This is a genomic window from Luteimonas suaedae (assembly GCF_008312895.1).
Lineage (GTDB): Bacteria > Pseudomonadota > Gammaproteobacteria > Xanthomonadales > Xanthomonadaceae > Luteimonas > Luteimonas suaedae.
Genome location: NZ_VSSP01000024.1, coordinates 1 through 16,729 on the forward strand (window position 1 = coordinate 1; position 16,729 = coordinate 16,729).

The following is a 16,729-nucleotide window of genomic DNA, read 5'->3' on the forward strand; positions in this document are numbered from 1 at the left end:
GGTCCACGTGACCGATCGTGCCCACGTTCACGTGGGGCTTGGTGCGCTCGAACTTGCCCTTTGCCATTGGTTTTAGCTCCGTGATTCGTAATTGGTGATTGGTGATTCGCTTAAAGCGGGATTCGCGCTCTTTCGAATCACGAATCCCGAATCACGAATCACGATTTTTTAGTAACCGTTTCGGCGATGTTGGCCGGCGCTTCCGCGTAGTGGTCGAACTCCATCGTGAAGGTAGCGCGACCCTGCGACATCGACCGCAGCGAGGTGGCGTAGCCGAACATCTCGCCGAGCGGCAGCATGGCGTTGATCACCTTGCCCGACGGCGTGTCGTCCGAACCCTGCAGGATGCCGCGACGGCGGCTGACGTCGCCCATCACGTCGCCCAGGTAGTCCTCGGGGGTGACGATCTCGACCTTCATGATCGGCTCCAGCAGCACCGGGCTGGCGCGGTGGAAGCCTTCCTTGAAGCCCATCGAACCGGCGATCTTGAACGCCATTTCCGACGAGTCGACCTCGTGGTACGAACCGTCGACCAGCTTCACCTTGACGTCGACGATCGGATATCCGGCCATCAGCCCGTTGGCGATCGCTTCCTGGATGCCCTTGTCGACCGCCGGGATGTATTCCTTCGGCACCACGCCGCCGACGATCGCGTTCTCGAACACATAGCCTTCGCCCCGCTCCTGCGGCTCGATCTCGAGCCACACGTGGCCGAACTGGCCCTTGCCGCCCGACTGCCGCACGAACTTGCCTTCAGCCTTGACCGCCTTGCGGATGGTCTCGCGGTAGGCGACCTGCGGCTTGCCGACGTTCGCCTCGACGTTGAACTCGCGCTTCATGCGGTCGACCAGGATCTCCAGGTGCAGCTCGCCCATGCCGGAGATGATCGTCTGCCCGGACTCCTCGTCGGTACGCACGCGGAACGACGGATCCTCCTGTGCCAGGCGACCCAGCGCCAGGCCCATCTTCTCCTGGTCGGACTTGGTCTTCGGCTCGACCGCCATCGAGATGACGGGCTCCGGGAAGATCATCCGCTCCAGGGTGATGATGTTGTCCTGGGTGCACAGGGTGTCGCCGGTGGTGACGTCCTTCAGGCCGACCGCGGCGGCGATGTCGCCGGCGCGCACTTCCTTGATCTCCTCGCGGTTGTTGGAGTGCATCTGCAGGATGCGGCCCACGCGCTCCTTCTTCGACTTGACCGGGTTGTAGACCTGGTCGCCGGAGTTGAGCACGCCCGAGTAGACGCGGAAGAACGTCAGCGAACCGACGAACGGATCGGTCATGATCTTGAACGCCAGCGCCGAGAACGGCTCCTTGTCGTCGGCCCTGCGCGAGGCTTCCTTCTCGGAGTCGTCCACACCCTGCACCGGCGGCCGGTCGGCCGGCGACGGCAGCAGCTGCACCACGCCGTCGAGCATCGCCTGCACGCCCTTGTTCTTGAACGCGCTGCCGCAGAACACCGGGATCACCTCGGTCCTCAGCGTGCGCTCGCGCAGGCCGGCGACGATCTCGTCCTCGGTCAGCTCGCCGCCCTCGAGATACTTGTCCATCAGCGCTTCATTGGCCTCGGCCGCAGCCTCGACCATGAAGTTGCGCGCCGCGGCGGCCTTGTCGGCCAGCTCGGCGGGAACATCGCGGTACTCGAAGATGGTGCCCTGGGACGCCACGTCCCAATGGATGTACTTCATCTTGATCAGGTCGATCACGCCCTCGAACCCGTCCTCGGCGCCGACCGGCATCTGCATTGGCACCGGGTAGGCGCCCAGGCGCGACTTGAGCTGCTCGACGACCTTGTCGAAGTTGGCGCCGGTGCGATCCATCTTGTTGACGAACGCAAGCCGCGGCACCGAATACTTGTTGGCCTGGCGCCACACGGTCTCGGACTGCGGCTGCACGCCACCGACCGCGCACAGCACGAACACCGCGCCGTCGAGCACGCGCAGCGAACGCTCCACCTCGATGGTGAAGTCGACGTGGCCGGGGGTGTCGATGATGTTGAGGCGGTATTCGGGCAGCGACTGGTCCATGCCCTTCCAGAACGCCGTGGTGGCGGCGGAAGTGATGGTGATGCCGCGCTCCTGCTCCTGCTCCATCCAGTCCATCACCGCGGCGCCGTCATGGACTTCGCCGATCTTGTGGCTGACACCGGTGTAGAACAGGATGCGTTCGGACGTGGTGGTCTTGCCGGCATCGATGTGGGCCATGATGCCGAAATTGCGATAGCGTTCGATGGGAGTGGTGCGAGCCACGGTCGTCTCTCGTTTCTGGGCCCGGCAATGCCGGGCCGGAATGGCCAGACGCCGCCAGGACGGCGGCCTCCGGATTCGCGGTTGCGGCCCGGACGGACCGGGTCGCAGGCGGCGTCCCGCGGCATGCGCGACGGACGCCTGGATGGGCACCCCTCAGGGTGCCCCGGGGATCACCAGCGGTAGTGCGCGAACGCCTTGTTCGCTTCCGCCATGCGGTGGGTTTCCTCGCGCTTCTTGATCGCGCCGCCACGGCTTTCGGCGGCATCGATCAGCTCACCCGCCAGTTTGCGCGGCATGGTGTTCTCGCCGCGCTTGCGCGCGGACTCGATCAGCCAGCGCATCGCCAGCGCACTGCGGCGCGATGCACGCACTTCGACCGGCACCTGATAGGTGGCGCCACCGACGCGGCGCGACTTCACCTCGACCGAGGGCGAGACGTTGCCGAGCGCCTTCTCGACCAGCTCGAGGGCATCGCCGCTCTTCTCGCCGATGACGTCCATGGCGCCATAGACGATCTTCTCGGCGACCGACTTCTTGCCGCTCTTCATGACCATGTTGATGAAACGCGCGATCGTCTCGCTGCCGTGCTTGGGGTCGGGCAGGACGTTGCGCTGCGGAGCAGAACCTTTACGGGACATGATGCAGACCTTGTTCTATCAATCTTCGATTCGGCGATTGCCGAGGTCGGTATTCCGACCCGCGACGCGTCGGCGCGGCCGGCCGGAACGGATGGCGATGCCTCAGGCCTTCGGGCGCTTGGCACCGTACTTGGAACGGGCCTGCCTGCGCTTGGTGACGCCGGCGGCGTCGAGCGAGCCGCGAACGGTGTGGTAGCGCACGCCCGGCAGATCCTTGACGCGACCGCCGCGGATCAGCACCACCGAGTGCTCCTGCAGGTTGTGGCCTTCGCCGCCGATGTACGAGATGACCTCGTAGCCGTTGGTCAGGCGCACCTTGGCGACCTTGCGAAGGGCCGAGTTCGGCTTCTTCGGCGTCGTGGTGTAGACGCGCGTGCACACGCCGCGCCGCTGCGGGCAGTTCGCCAGCGCGGGCGAGGTGCTCTTGTAGGTTTCCGGGCTGCGCGGCTTCCGCACCAGCTGGTTGATCGTTGCCATCGTGTGTGGGTTCTGTCGTTGGGGCCGGGGCCCATGCGTGAAAAACGAAGACAGGCCAGGTGAACCCGGCCCGCCGAGACGGAAAAGTATAGCCGGCGCAGACGCCAAGCGTCAACGCAAGACCAACCCATGCGCCCGGAGTCCGCCGCAAGGCGCCACCGGGTGACGATTCCGCGTCATCCCGCCCATCCTGGGCCGAATACGAGGCGCGTCCATGGCGCCTCATTTCGTGATCTGGGACGGCCCTGGAGCCGTCGCTGGCGTGCAGTTATAAGGTCATCGGCGGGGTTTCACAAGCCCCGGCGGCGGGCGACCGCCGCCGGGGTCGGGAAATCCGCCCGTGACTCACTCGTCCGCGCCCGCCTCCGGCGCGGAGCCACCGGCGCCCTCGGCGACCGCCGAGGTTTCCTCGGCGGCGCTGCCCGAAAGGGCCTCCATCTCCGACTCGGTCAGCCCGGAGGCATCGCGCCGGCGCTGGGCGTGGTAGGCCAGGCCGGTACCAGCCGGGATCAGGCGGCCGACGATGACGTTCTCCTTCAGGCCACGCAGACCGTCGCGGGTGCCGCGCACGGCCGCCTCGGTCAACACGCGGGTGGTCTCCTGGAAGGAGGCCGCGGAGATGAACGATTCGGTCGCCAGCGAGGCCTTGGTGATGCCCAGCAGCACCGGGTCGAACCTCGCCGGCAGCTCGTTCTTGGACTCGGCGCGGGCGTTGTCCTCGATCACGCGCTGGCGCTCGACCTGCTCGCCATGCAGGAACCGGCTGTCGCCGGAATCGGTGATCTCGACCTTGCGCAGCATCTGGCGAATGATCACCTCGATGTGCTTGTCGTTGATCTTCACGCCCTGCAGGCGGTAGACGTCCTGGATCTCCTTGACCAGATAGGCGGCCAGCTCCTCGATGCCCTTCAGGCGCAGGATGTCCTGCGGGCTCGGCTCGCCGTCGACCACGGTCTCGCCCTTCTCCACGTGCTCGCCCTCGAACACGATGATCTGGCGGTACTTGGGAATCAGCTCCTCGTGCTCGTCGCCGTCCGGTCCCTTGATGATCAGCCGCTGCTTGCCCTTGGTGTCCTTGCCGAAGCTGACCACGCCGGACTTCTCGGCCAGGATCGCCGGATCCTTCGGCTTGCGGGCCTCGAACAGATCGGCCACGCGCGGCAGACCGCCGGTGATGTCGCGGGTCTTGGACGCTTCCTGCGGGATCTTGGCGACCACGTCGCCGACCCCGACCGCATCGCCATCCTGCAGGTTGACGATCGAGCGCGGCGGCAGCAGGTACTGCGCCGGCAGGTCGGTGCCCGGGATGGTGAGGTCGTTGCCCTTCTTGTCGACGATGCGCACCAGCGGGCGCAGGTCCTTGCCCTGGGAACCACGACGCTTGGGATCGGTGATCTCGCGCGAGGCCAGGCCGGTCAGCTCGTCGGTCTTCTCGATCACGGTCACGCCGTCGATGAAGTCGACGAAGCGGATCGAACCGGCGACTTCCGACACGATCGGGTGGTTATGCGGATCCCAGCTGGCGACCGTCTGCCCGGCCTTGACCGCGGCGCCGTCCTTGATGGTGACCATCGCGCCGTAGGGCAGCTTGTAGCGCTCGCGCTCGCGGCCGTGGCCGTCGAGCACCGACAGCTCGCCCGAACGCGACACCGCGACCAGGCCGCCGCTGGCGTGGTTGACCGACTTGAGGTTGTTGAACTTGACCGAGCCGGTGGTCTTGACCGTGACGTTGTCGATCGCCGCCGCACGCGAGGCCGCACCACCGATGTGGAACGTCCGCATGGTCAGCTGCGTGCCGGGTTCGCCGATCGACTGCGCGGCGACCACGCCGACCGCCTCGCCGTGGTTGACCAGGTGGCCGCGGCCGAGGTCGCGGCCGTAGCACATGGCGCAGACGCCGAACGACGAGGTGCAGGTGATCGTCGAGCGCACCTGGATCGTCTGCACGCCGGCGTCCTCGAGCTTCTGCACCCAGGCCTCGTCGAGCAGGGTGTTGCGGGTGACGATCGGATCCTCGTCGTCGCCCGGCAGGTACACGTCCTCGGCCACGATGCGGCCGAGCACGCGGTCGCGCAGCGGCTCGACCACGTCGCCGCCTTCCACGATCGGGGTCATGGTCAGGCCGGCGGTGGTACCGCAGTCGTCCTCGGTGATCACCACGTCCTGCGCCACGTCGACCAGGCGACGGGTCAGGTAGCCGGAGTTCGCGGTCTTCAGCGCCGTGTCCGCCAGGCCCTTTCGGGCGCCGTGGGTGGAGATGAAGTACTGCAGGACGTTGAGGCCCTCGCGGAAGTTGGCGGTGATCGGGGTCTCGATGATCGAGCCGTCCGGCTTGGCCATCAGGCCGCGCATGCCCGCCAGCTGGCGGATCTGCGCCTGCGAACCACGGGCGCCGGAGTCGGCCATGATGTAGATCGAGTTCATCGACTTCTGCGCGACCTGCTCGCCCTTGGCGTTGGTCACGGTCTCGGTGCCGATGGCGTCCATCATCGCCTTGGCGACGCGCTCATTGGTGCGTGACCAGATGTCGACCACCTTGTTGTAGCGCTCGCCGGCGGTGACCAGGCCGGACTGGTACTGCTGCTGGATCTCCAGCACCTCGGTCTCGGCCTCGGCCAGGATGCCCTTCTTCTCGTCCGGAATGGTCATGTCGTCGATGCCGATCGACACGCCGGCCCGCGTGGCGTACGCGAAGCCGGTGTACATCAGCTTGTCGGCGAACACCACGGTGTCCTTCAGGCCCAGCTGGCGATAGCAGGAGTTGATCAGGCGGCTGATGTTCTTCTTGGTCAGCTCGGTGTTGGCCAGCGCGAACGGCAGGCCGTCGGGCAGGATCTCGGCCAGCAGCGCGCGCCCGACCGTGGTGTCCACGACCGAGGTGCGGCGTTCCCTGTTGCCCTCTTCGTCGATCACCGTCTCGATGATGCGTACCTTGACCTTGGCGTGCAGTTCGACCACGCGATGGTCGTAGGCGCGCTTGACCTCGGCGACGTTGGCGAAGGCCATGCCCTCGCCTTTCTTGGCCTCGAGTGCGCGGGTCATGTAGTACAGCCCGAGCACGACGTCCTGCGACGGCACGATGATCGGCTCGCCGTTGGCGGGCGAGAGGATGTTGTTGGTCGACATCATCAGCGCGCGCGCTTCCAGCTGCGCCTCGAGGCTCAGCGGCACGTGGACGGCCATCTGGTCGCCGTCGAAGTCGGCGTTGAACGCGGTGCAGACCAGCGGGTGCAGCTGGATCGCCTTGCCCTCGATCAGCACCGGCTCGAACGCCTGGATGCCCAGGCGGTGCAGGGTCGGCGCGCGGTTGAGCAGCACCGGATGCTCGCGGATGACCTCTTCCAGGATGTCCCAGACTTCCGCTTCTTCACGCTCGACCAGCTTCTTGGCGGCCTTGATCGTGGTTGCCAGGCCGCGGCGCTGCAGCTTGGAGAAGATGAACGGCTTGAACAGCTCCAGCGCCATCTTCTTCGGCAGGCCGCACTCGTGCAGGCGCAGGGTCGGGCCGACCACGATGACCGAACGACCCGAGTAGTCGACGCGCTTGCCGAGCAGGTTCTGGCGGAACCGGCCCTGCTTGCCCTTGATCATGTCGGCCAGCGACTTCAAGGGCCGCTTGTTGGTGCCGGTGATGGCGCGGCCGCGACGGCCGTTGTCCATCAGCGCGTCCACCGACTCCTGCAGCATGCGCTTCTCGTTGCGCACGATGATGTCCGGCGCGTTGAGCTCGAGCAGGCGCCGCAGGCGGTTGTTGCGGTTGATGACGCGGCGGTACAGGTCGTTGAGGTCGGAGGTCGCGAAGCGGCCGCCGTCCAGCGGCACCAGCGGACGCAGGTCCGGCGGCAGCACCGGCAGCACCGTCATGATCATCCACTCGGGGCGGTTGCCGGACTCGACGAAGGCCTCGACCAGCTTGATGCGCTTGGTCAGGCGCTTGAGCTTGGTCTCCGAACCGGTGGCGGCGATGTCCTCCTTGAGCTGGATCATCTCCGCCTGCAGGTCGATCGTGCGCAGCAGGTCGTAGACCGCCTCGGCGCCCATCGCGGCGTCGAAGTCGTCGCCGTGCTCCTGGCGCATCTGCATGAACTGCTCTTCATTGAGCAGCTGGCCGCGCTCGAGCGGGGTCAGGCCCGGCTCGGTGACGACGAACGCCTCGAAGTACAGGATGCGCTCGATGTCGCGCAGGGTCATGTCCAGCATCAGGCCGATGCGCGAGGGCAGCGACTTCAGGAACCAGATGTGCGCGACCGGCGAGGCCAGGTCGATATGGCCCATGCGCTCGCGGCGCACCTTGGCCAAGGTGACCTCGGTGCCGCACTTCTCGCAGACCACGCCACGGTGCTTCATGCGCTTGTACTTGCCGCACAGGCACTCGTAGTCCTTCACCGGGCCGAAGATCGCGGCGCAGAACAGCCCGTCGCGCTCCGGCTTGAAGGTGCGGTAGTTGATGGTCTCCGGCTTCTTGACTTCGCCGTAGGACCAGGACCGGATCATGTCCGGCGACGCCAGCGCGATCTTGATCGCGTCGAAATCGAGCGTCGGACGCTGCTGGTTGAACAGGTTCAGTAGATCTTTCATCGATATGTCTCCGATGGAGCGTGATTCGCGATTGGTGATTGGTGATTAGTTGAAGCGGATTCGCGGCCTTCGGATTCGACGTGTTGCTTTTCTCGAATCACGAATCGCGAATCTCCAATCACGGTTCTCAATGCTCTTCCAGCTCCATGTTGATGGCCAACGAGCGGATTTCCTTGACCAGCACGTTGAACGACTCGGGCATGCCGGCGACCATCTCGTGCTCGCCGTCGACGATGTTCTTGTACATCTGGTTGCGGCCCTGCACGTCGTCGGACTTCACCGTCAGCATTTCCTGCAGGGTGTAGGCCGCGCCGTAGGCTTCCAGCGCCCAGACTTCCATTTCGCCGAAACGCTGGCCGCCGAACTGCGCCTTGCCGCCCAGCGGCTGCTGGGTGACGAGCGAGTACGGACCGGTCGAGCGCGCGTGCATCTTGTCGTCGACCAGGTGGTTCAGCTTCAGCATGTGCATGTAGCCGACCGTGGTATGACGGTCGAAGGCCTCGCCGGTCCGGCCGTCGTACAGCTGGGTCTGACCGTTGGTCGGCAGATCGGCGAGCGTCAGCATGGCCTTGATCTCGGACTCGGCCGCGCCGTCGAACACCGGCGTTGCCATCGGCACGCCGTCGGTGAGGTTCTTCGCCAACGCCAGCAGTTCGGCATCGCTGAACTGCTTGAGATCGACGCGTTCGCCGATCAGCTTGCTGTCGTGGTTGTAGACCTCGTCGAGGAACTTGCGCAGATCGGCGACCTTGGCCTGTTCCTCGAGCATGCGCTGGATCTTGTGCCCCAGGCCCTTGGCGGCCCAGCCCAGGTGGGTTTCCAGGATCTGCCCGATGTTCATGCGGCTCGGCACGCCCAGCGGGTTGAGCACGATGTCGACCGAGGTGCCGTCGGCCATGTACGGCATGTCCTCGACCGGCACGATGTTGGAGATCACGCCCTTGTTGCCGTGGCGGCCGGCCATCTTGTCGCCCGGCTGGATGCGGCGCTTCACCGCCAGGAACACCTTGACCATCTTCAACACGCCCGGAGCGAGATCGTCGCCCTGGGTGATCTTGCCGCGCTTGTCCTCGAAGCGCAGGTCGAACTCCTTGCGATGCGCTTCGATCTGCTTCTGCGCGCGCTCGACCGCCTCGACCGCGTCGGCGTCCTTCATGCGGATCGCGAACCAGTCGGACTTCTTCAATCCGTCGAGGAAGGCGTCGGTGATGGTGTCACCCTTCTTCAGCCCGGCGCCGCCGTTGGCGACCTTGCCGACGATCTGCGAGCGCAGGCGGGCGTAGATCGCACCCTCCAGGATCCGGAACTGGTCATCGAAGTCCTTCTTGACGCGCTTGACCTCGTTCTCCTCGATCTGGCGCGCGCGCTTGTCCTTCTCGATGCCGTCACGGGTGAAGACCTGCACGTCGATGACGGTGCCGTCCATGCCCGGTGGCACGCGCAGCGAACTGTCCTTCACGTCGGACGCCTTTTCGCCGAAGATCGCGCGCAGCAGCTTCTCCTCCGGAGTCAGCTGGCTTTCGCCCTTCGGCGTGACCTTGCCGACCATGATGTCGCCGGCGCGGACCTCGGCGCCGATGTAGACCACGCCGGACTCGTCCAGGCGGTTGAGCGCCTGCTCGGAGACGTTCGGGATGTCGGCGGAGATCTCCTCCGGTCCCAGCTTGGTGTCGCGGGCGACCGCGGTCAGCTCCTCGATGTGGATCGTGGTGTAGCGATCCTCCTCGACCACGCGCTCGGAGAGCAGGATCGAGTCCTCGAAGTTGTAGCCGTTCCAGGGCATGAACGCGACCAGCATGTTCTGGCCCAGGGCCAGCTCGCCGATGTCGGTCGAGGGGCCGTCGGCCAGCACGTCGCCGCGCGCGATCACGTCGCCCACGTTCACCAGCGGGCGCTGGTTGATGCAGGTGTTCTGGTTCGAGCGCGTGTACTTGATCAGCGAGTAGATGTCGACGCCGGCATCGTGCTCGCCGGAGATCTCATCCTCGTTCACCTTGACCACGATGCGGCCGGCGTCGATCTGCTCGATCACGCCGCCCCGGCGCGCGTTCACGGTCACGCCCGAGTCGCGCGCCACGGCGCGCTCGATGCCGGTCCCGACCAGCGGCTTCTGCGCACGCAGCGTCGGCACCGCCTGACGCTGCATGTTGGCGCCCATCAGCGCGCGGTTGGCGTCATCGTGCTCCAGGAACGGCACCAGCGCCGCGGCGACCGAGACGGTCTGCATCGGCGAGACGTCCATGAAGTCGACCTCGGACGGCGGCTTGAGCAGCGACTCGCCCTGGTAGCGGCAGTCGACGAATTGCGCGTCGAGGTTGCCCTTGTCGTCCTGCGGCGCGTTGGCTTGGGCGATGACGTACTCGTTCTCCTCGATCGCCGAGAGGAACTCGATCTCGTCGGTCACCTTGCCGCCCACCACCTTGCGGTACGGCGTCTCCAGGAAGCCGTAGCGGTTGGTGCGGGCGAACACCGCCAGCGAGTTGATCAGGCCGATGTTCGGGCCTTCCGGGGTCTCGATGGTGCAGACGCGGCCGTAATGGGTCGGATGCACGTCGCGCACCTCGAAGCCGGCGCGCTCGCGGGTCAGGCCGCCCGGGCCGAGCGCGGAGACGCGGCGCTTGTGGGTGACCTCGGACAGCGGGTTGTTCTGGTCCATGAACTGCGACAGCTGCGACGAACCGAAGAACTCCTTCACCGCCGCCGCGACCGGCTTGGCGTTGATCAGTTCCTGCGGCGTCAGCGCATCGGCCTCGGCCATGGTCAGGCGCTCGCGCACGGCGCGCTCGACGCGGACCAGGCCCACGCGGAACACGTTCTCGGCCATCTCGCCGACCGAACGCACGCGGCGGTTGCCGAGATGGTCGATGTCGTCGACGGTGCCGCGGCCGTTGCGGATCTCGGTCAGCACCTTGATCACGTCGAGGATGTCGGAGGTGTCGCCGAACTGCTCGCGCAGCTTCACCGAATCCTCGTCCTTGCGCTCGGCGTAGTAATGCGAGTCGTAGAGCACCGAGGCGCCCTCGGTCTCCTTGCGGCCGAGGCGGCGGTTGAACTTCATCCGGCCCACGCCCGACAGGTCGTAGCGCTCGAAGGTGAAGAACAGGTTGTGGAACAGGTTCTGCGCGGCATCCTTGGTCGGCGGCTCGCCGGGACGCATCATGCGGTAGATCTCGACCAGCGCCTCGAGCTGGGTCTTGGTCGGATCGATGCGCAGGGTGTTGGAGATGTACGGGCCGCGGTCAAGATCGTTGACCCAGATCGTGCCGACCGCCTCGACGCCCGCCTTGCGGAACGCAGCGAGCTGGTCTTCGCTGATCTCGTCGTTGGCGGTGGCCAGCAGCTCGCCGGTCTCCGGATCGACCACGTCATGCGAGAGGATGCGGCCCAGCAGGTACTCGTCCGGCACCGCCAGCGCGGCGATCCCGGACTGCTCCAGCTGCCTGGTGTGGCGCGCGGTGATGCGCTTGCCGGCCTCGACGATGACCTGGTCGCCGTCGGCGAGGTCGAAATCGAGGGTCTCGCCGCGCAGGCGCTCGGGCACCAGCTCGAGCTGCACGCCCTGCTCGGGATCGATGTGGAAGGTGTTGATCTCGAAGAACTCGTTCAGCATCTCCTCGTTGGAGTAGCCGAGCGCGCGCAGCAGGATCGACACCGGCAGCTTGCGGCGGCGGTCGATGCGGGTGAACAGCGCGTCCTTCGGGTCGAACTCGAAGTCGAGCCACGAGCCGCGGTAGGGGATGATGCGCGCCGAGTACAGCAGCTTGCCCGAGCTGTGGGTCTTGCCGCGGTCGTGGTCGAAGAACACGCCCGGCGAGCGGTGCAGCTGCGAGACGATGACGCGCTCGGTACCGTTGACGATGAAGGTGCCGTTGCCGGTCATGAGCGGAATCTCGCCCATGTAGACTTCCTGCTCCTTCACGTACTTGATCGCCTTGCTGGACGACTCGCGGTCGTAGATCACCAGGCGCACGGTCACGCGCAGCGGCGCGCCGTAGGACAGGCCGCGGTTGCGGCACTCGCGCTCGTCGAACACCGGATCGCCGAGCTTGTAGCCGACGTACTCCAGCGCCGCGTAACCGTTGTAGCTGACGATCGGGAAGACCGATTTCAGCGCGGCATGCAGGCCGCGGTCCTGGCGCTTGGCCGGATCGACGTCCGCCTGCAGGAAGTCGCGATACGAATCGACCTGGATCGCAAGCAGGAACGGCACCTCGAGGATGGTCCGGCGCTTGCCGAAGTCCTTGCGGATGCGCTTCTTTTCGGTAAACGAATACGATGTCGTCGTCATGGGGAATGACCGCCTTTGGCATCTGCGAGCCGCGCGTCCGCGGCTCTGGGGGAATCAATATCTGATCGGGAAAATCGCCAGTGGGAAGTCGCTGGTATTGCCGGCACCAGCACGCCTTCTCCCGCTACTTCCGACTGTCGACTCTGTGAAGCCGTGATTCGTGAGTGGTGATTCGTGATTCGGAAAAGCGCTTTTGCCTCTGCTTTACCAATCACGAATCACCAATCACCAATCCCGGCCCTTACAACAACGGCCAAAGGCCGGGGGCTTTCGCCCCCAGCCTTGGCTGGTCGCCTGGTGGATCTGGCGACGCAACTAACGCTTACTTCAGCTCGGCGGTGGCGCCGGCGGCCTCGAGGTCCTTCTTGAACTTCTCGGCCTCGTCCTTCGACACGCCTTCCTTCACTTCCTTCGGCGCGCTCTCGACCAGGTCCTTGGCTTCCTTCAGGCCCAGGCCGGTGATCGCACGGACCACCTTGATGACCTCGACCTTCTTCTCGCCGGTGGCCTTCAGGAGCACGGTGAACTCGGTCTGCTCCTCGACCGGAGCGGCGGCGGCGGCCGGGCCGGCGGCGACGGCCACCGGAGCGGCGGCGGAGACGCCGAACTTCTCTTCCATCGCCTTGACCAGCTCCATCACCTCGACGAGGGTCTTGCTGCTGATCGCTTCGATGATTTCTTCATTCGAAAGGGACATCGTGATTACCTCTGTTAACTAATTTGGAAACGGCTGATTGATTTGGAACTCGGATACCGAACTGGGCTGGTCGCGTGATTGGTGATTGGTGATTCGCAAAAGCGCTCTGCTTTCAACCCATCACGAATACCGAATCACCAATCACTGCCTCAAGCCGCCTTCGCCTGGCCGACCGCGTTGGTGACGCGGGCGACCTGCGAGGCCGGCTCGGCCAGAACGCGCACCAGCATGGTGGCGGGCTGGACCATGACGCTGAGCAGCATCGACAACGCCTGATCGCGGGTCGGCAGCGACGCCAGGACATCCACATGGGAGCCCGGGTACATCTGCCCGCCCAACGACACGAGGCGCGGCTTCAGCTTGTCGTTCGCCTTGGCGAACTCCTGGATCAGACGTCCGGCGGCACCGGGGTCTTCCTGCGAGAAGGCATACAGCAGGGGGCCGACCAGCGCGTCCTTGACGACGGCATAATCGGTGTCCTCCACCGCGCGCGAGACCAGCGTGTTCTTGGCTACTTTCAAGAACACGCCTTCCTGACGCGCCTTCCTGCGCAGGCCGGTCAACTGCTCGACCGTCAGACCCGCATACTCGGCGGCGACCAGCGAGTGCGCCTTGCCGGCGACCTCGGCCAGTTCGGCAACGACTTCCTTCTTCTGGTTCAGATTAAGAGCCATTGCACTTCTCCTGACTACTCATTCCGCCCGTCGGGTTCCTCGTCGGGGCGGTCCTGGGGCCGCATCGGTCCTTCGATGCGGGGAACGCCGAAGCGCTCTCGGTTGGCAGCCGTTTCCAGAATTCACTGGAGGGTCGGCGACCATCTACGCAGGCCCTTTCCCGCTCACGCGGTCCGGGATTAAGCGGTCGACGCATGCAACGACGGCGATTCCCTGCCAATTCGAGCCTCCGTGCCCGTCGTCGTTGCCGCGCAGACCGCGCCTGCGGTCTTTGACGGCGCCGCGCTGGGCCTGAGCCCGTTGCGATGCCCTCAAAAATCTAGGAGTGAGTGGAGAGGAGTGAGAAACGAGTAAAGCATTTACTCGCATCCCGGCTCCGATGACCCACCCCTGTTCTATCTACTATGCGGAAGAGCGGAGAGTGGGAAACCGGCGATGCCTCCACTCGTTTCTCACTCCTCTCCACTCACTCCTGCTTATTTCAAAGACAGCGACGACTGGTCCACGGCGACGCCGGGGCCCATCGTCGAGCTGATCGAGATCTTCTGCAGGTAGGTGCCCTTGGCGGTGGCCGGCTTGGCCTTGACCAGGTCCGCCAGCAGCGCCTGCAGGTTCTCCTGCAGCTTGCCGTCCTCGAAGTCGGCCTTGCCGATGGTGCAATGGATGATGCCGGCCTTGTCGGTGCGATAGCGGACCTGGCCGCCCTTGGCATTCTTCACCGCCTCGCCCGGGTTCGGGGAGACCGTGCCGACCTTCGGGTTCGGCATCAGGCCGCGCGGGCCGAGCAGCGTGCCGAGCTTGCCGACCACGCGCATCGCGTCCGGCGTGGCGATGACCACGTCGTAGCTCAGGTCGCCGCCCTGCATCTTCTCGGCCAGGTCGTCCATGCCCACGGCATCGGCACCCGCGGCCAGGGCCTCTTCGGCCTTGGCGCCGGCCGGTGCGAACACCGCCACGCGCACCGACTTGCCTGTGCCGGCGGGCAGCACGGTCGAGCCGCGCACCTGCTGGTCCGACTTCTTGGCATCGACGCCGAGGCGCACGGCCACGTCGACCGCCTCATTGAACTTCGCCTTGCTGTGATCCTTGATGATCTTCAGCGCCTGCTCGATCGGATAGGCCTTGCCCGGCTCCACCGCGGCCTCGATCGCCTTCTGTCGCTTGGTCAACTTTGCCATGTCGTCAGCCCTCCACCGTCAGGCCCATGCTGCGGGCCGAGCCCGCGATCGTGCGCACCGCCGCTTCCAGATCGGCCGCAGTCAGGTCCGGTTCCTTCGTCTTGGCGATCTCTTCCAGCTGCTTGCGCGTCACCTTGCCCACCTTTTCGGTGTTGGGACGCTTCGAGCCCGACTGGATGCCGACCGCCTTCTTCAGCAGGATCGACGCCGGCGGCGTCTTGGTGATGAAGGTGAAGGTACGGTCCGAGTAGGCCGTGATCACGGTCGGAATCGGCAGGCCCGGCTCCAGCTTCTGCGTGGCGGCGTTGAACGCCTTGCAGAACTCCATGATGTTGAGGCCGCGCTGGCCCAGCGCAGGGCCGACCGGCGGGCTCGGATTGGCCTGCCCGGCCTTGACCTGCAATTTGATGTAACCGACGACTTTCTTTGCCATTGTTGCTTCTCCTCGGGTTCGAACGCTTCGGAGCCGTTGTGGGCTCGTGCAGCTCCCCGTCGCTTTGAAAGGGTGATTTGTGATTGGTGATTCGTGATTCGCAAAAGCGAGGGATGGTCGCCACGCCTGCTAATCACGAATCACCAATCACGGCTCCTAGGCCTTCTCCACCTGGCCGAACTCCAGCTCGACCGGCGTGGAACGCCCGAAAATCAGCACCGCCACGCGCAGGCGGCTCTTTTCGTAGTTGACTTCCTCGACCACGCCGTTGAAGTCGTTGAACGGACCGTCGTTGACACGCACCATCTGCCCCGGCTCGAACAGCACCTTCGGGCGCGGCTTCTCGACGCCTTCCTGCACGCGCTGCAGGATCGCATCGGCCTCGCTGTCGCTGATCGGCAGCGGGCGGTCGGCGGTGCCGCCGATGAAACCCATCACCTTCGGCGTTTCCTTGATCAGGTGCCAGCTCTCGCTGTCGATCCGCGGAATGCCGTTTTCCTCGTGGGTGGCGATCTGCACCAGCACGTAACCGGGGAAGAACTTGCGCTCGGAACGGCGCTTCTGGCCGGCGCGCATCTCCACCACTTCCTCGGTCGGCACCAGCACGTCGCCGAAGCGGTCCTGCACCCCGGCACGCACGATGCGGTCGCGCAACGCCTGCGCCACAGACTTCTCGAAGCCGGAGTAGGCGTGCACCACGTACCAGCGCTTGTCGACTTCTTGTGTTTCCATCAAACCCGAATCTCCGTCATTGGCCCAGGAACAGGCGCAGCAGCCATTGGATCACGGTGTCGAAGCCGGCCAGGATCAACGCGATGATGATCACCGCGATGATCACGACCCACGTCATCCGCACCGCTTCCTGCCGCGTCGGCCAGACCACCTTGCGCAGTTCGAAGCGCGTCTCGGACAGGAACTCGCGGGTCTGCACGCCCTTGCCGCTGGTCAGGAACACCACCGCGCCGGCGATCACGCCCGCCGCCACCGCCAGCACCCGCGCCGGCGCCGGCCACTGACCGTCGAACCAGTAGAAGGCGAACACGCCACCGATCACCAGCAACAGCGCGAGCGCGTACTTGACGATGTCGCCGCTGGACGTGCCGCGGGATTGTTCGACTCTGCTGTTCATGCGTTTCGGTGCGTACCTTCAGCTTGTTCCGATGGGTGGCACGCCAGGAGGGACTCGAACCCCCAACCTGCGGTTTTGGAGACCGCTGCTCTGCCAATTGAGCTACTGGCGTATCGTTTGCTTCTACGGTTTCCTTTAGACGGCGAAGGCGGACCGAAGATTCGGCCCGCCGTTCGGCTCGTTCCGCTGGATCCCGGCTTGCGCTTTTACGGCGCGGACCTGGATCCCGGCTTTCGCCGGGATGACGCGGCGGCAAAGGCGAGCGCGCTAGGCGCGCTCGCACCGCCGCGTCACTTCAGGATCTTGGCCACCACGCCGGCACCGACGGTGCGACCGCCCTCGCGGATCGCGAAACGCAGGCCCTCGTCCATCGCCACCGGGTTGATCA

At 65.4% G+C, this 16,729-nt stretch carries 12 protein-coding genes and 1 tRNA gene; all 13 read right to left on the reverse strand.

Features of this window, described 5'->3' with window-relative positions; all coding sequences use genetic code 11:
• Window positions 1–158 precede the first annotated feature (158 nt).
• The gene (fusA, locus tag FXO19_RS18645) at window positions 159–2,249 is read right to left on the reverse strand and encodes an elongation factor G (RefSeq protein ID WP_149196626.1); all 2,091 of its coding nucleotides are present in this window, start codon (window positions 2,247–2,249) and stop codon (window positions 159–161) included.
• Between the two features lie 170 nt (window positions 2,250–2,419).
• Window positions 2,420–2,887: a 30S ribosomal protein S7 gene (gene rpsG / locus FXO19_RS18650; protein ID WP_149196627.1), complete on the reverse strand. Its 468-nt coding sequence runs from the start codon at window positions 2,885–2,887 to the stop codon at window positions 2,420–2,422.
• A gap of 102 nt (window positions 2,888–2,989) precedes the next feature.
• Window positions 2,990–3,364 carry a 30S ribosomal protein S12 gene (gene rpsL, locus FXO19_RS18655; RefSeq protein WP_149196628.1) on the reverse strand — a complete coding sequence of 125 codons (375 nt, stop codon included), beginning with the start codon at window positions 3,362–3,364 and terminating at the stop codon, window positions 2,990–2,992.
• Between the two features lie 345 nt (window positions 3,365–3,709).
• On the reverse strand, window positions 3,710–7,942 hold the full coding sequence (gene rpoC, locus FXO19_RS18660) for a DNA-directed RNA polymerase subunit beta' (RefSeq protein WP_149196629.1): 4,233 nt from the start codon (window positions 7,940–7,942) through the stop codon (window positions 3,710–3,712).
• A 127-nt stretch (window positions 7,943–8,069) separates the two neighbouring features.
• Window positions 8,070–12,230, reverse strand: a complete 4,161-nt coding sequence (rpoB, locus tag FXO19_RS18665) for a DNA-directed RNA polymerase subunit beta (RefSeq protein ID WP_149196630.1) — start codon at window positions 12,228–12,230, stop codon at window positions 8,070–8,072.
• A gap of 322 nt (window positions 12,231–12,552) precedes the next feature.
• Complete coding sequence (gene rplL / locus FXO19_RS18670; protein WP_149196631.1) at window positions 12,553–12,927, reverse strand: 50S ribosomal protein L7/L12; 375 nt, start codon at window positions 12,925–12,927, stop codon at window positions 12,553–12,555.
• 149 nt (window positions 12,928–13,076) lie between these two features.
• Entirely contained in the window at window positions 13,077–13,601 is a 525-nt protein-coding gene (gene rplJ / locus FXO19_RS18675) for a 50S ribosomal protein L10 (protein WP_149196632.1), read from the reverse strand.
• Between the two features lie 476 nt (window positions 13,602–14,077).
• The gene (gene rplA, locus FXO19_RS18680; protein ID WP_149196633.1) at window positions 14,078–14,779 is read right to left on the reverse strand and encodes a 50S ribosomal protein L1; all 702 of its coding nucleotides are present in this window, start codon (window positions 14,777–14,779) and stop codon (window positions 14,078–14,080) included.
• 4 nt (window positions 14,780–14,783) lie between these two features.
• The gene (gene rplK / locus FXO19_RS18685) at window positions 14,784–15,212 is read right to left on the reverse strand and encodes a 50S ribosomal protein L11 (RefSeq protein WP_149196634.1); all 429 of its coding nucleotides are present in this window, start codon (window positions 15,210–15,212) and stop codon (window positions 14,784–14,786) included.
• A 156-nt stretch (window positions 15,213–15,368) separates the two neighbouring features.
• Window positions 15,369–15,944 carry a transcription termination/antitermination protein NusG gene (nusG, locus tag FXO19_RS18690; RefSeq protein ID WP_149196635.1) on the reverse strand — a complete coding sequence of 192 codons (576 nt, stop codon included), beginning with the start codon at window positions 15,942–15,944 and terminating at the stop codon, window positions 15,369–15,371.
• A 16-nt stretch (window positions 15,945–15,960) separates the two neighbouring features.
• Window positions 15,961–16,341: a preprotein translocase subunit SecE gene (gene secE, locus FXO19_RS18695; RefSeq protein ID WP_149196636.1), complete on the reverse strand. Its 381-nt coding sequence runs from the start codon at window positions 16,339–16,341 to the stop codon at window positions 15,961–15,963.
• A 36-nt stretch (window positions 16,342–16,377) separates the two neighbouring features.
• A tRNA-Trp gene (locus tag FXO19_RS18700) sits at window positions 16,378–16,453 on the reverse strand.
• A 178-nt stretch (window positions 16,454–16,631) separates the two neighbouring features.
• Window positions 16,632–16,729 (reverse strand): EF-Tu C-terminal domain-related protein (locus FXO19_RS18705; RefSeq protein WP_484496924.1); only part of this gene is annotated, 98 nt, incomplete at its 5' end.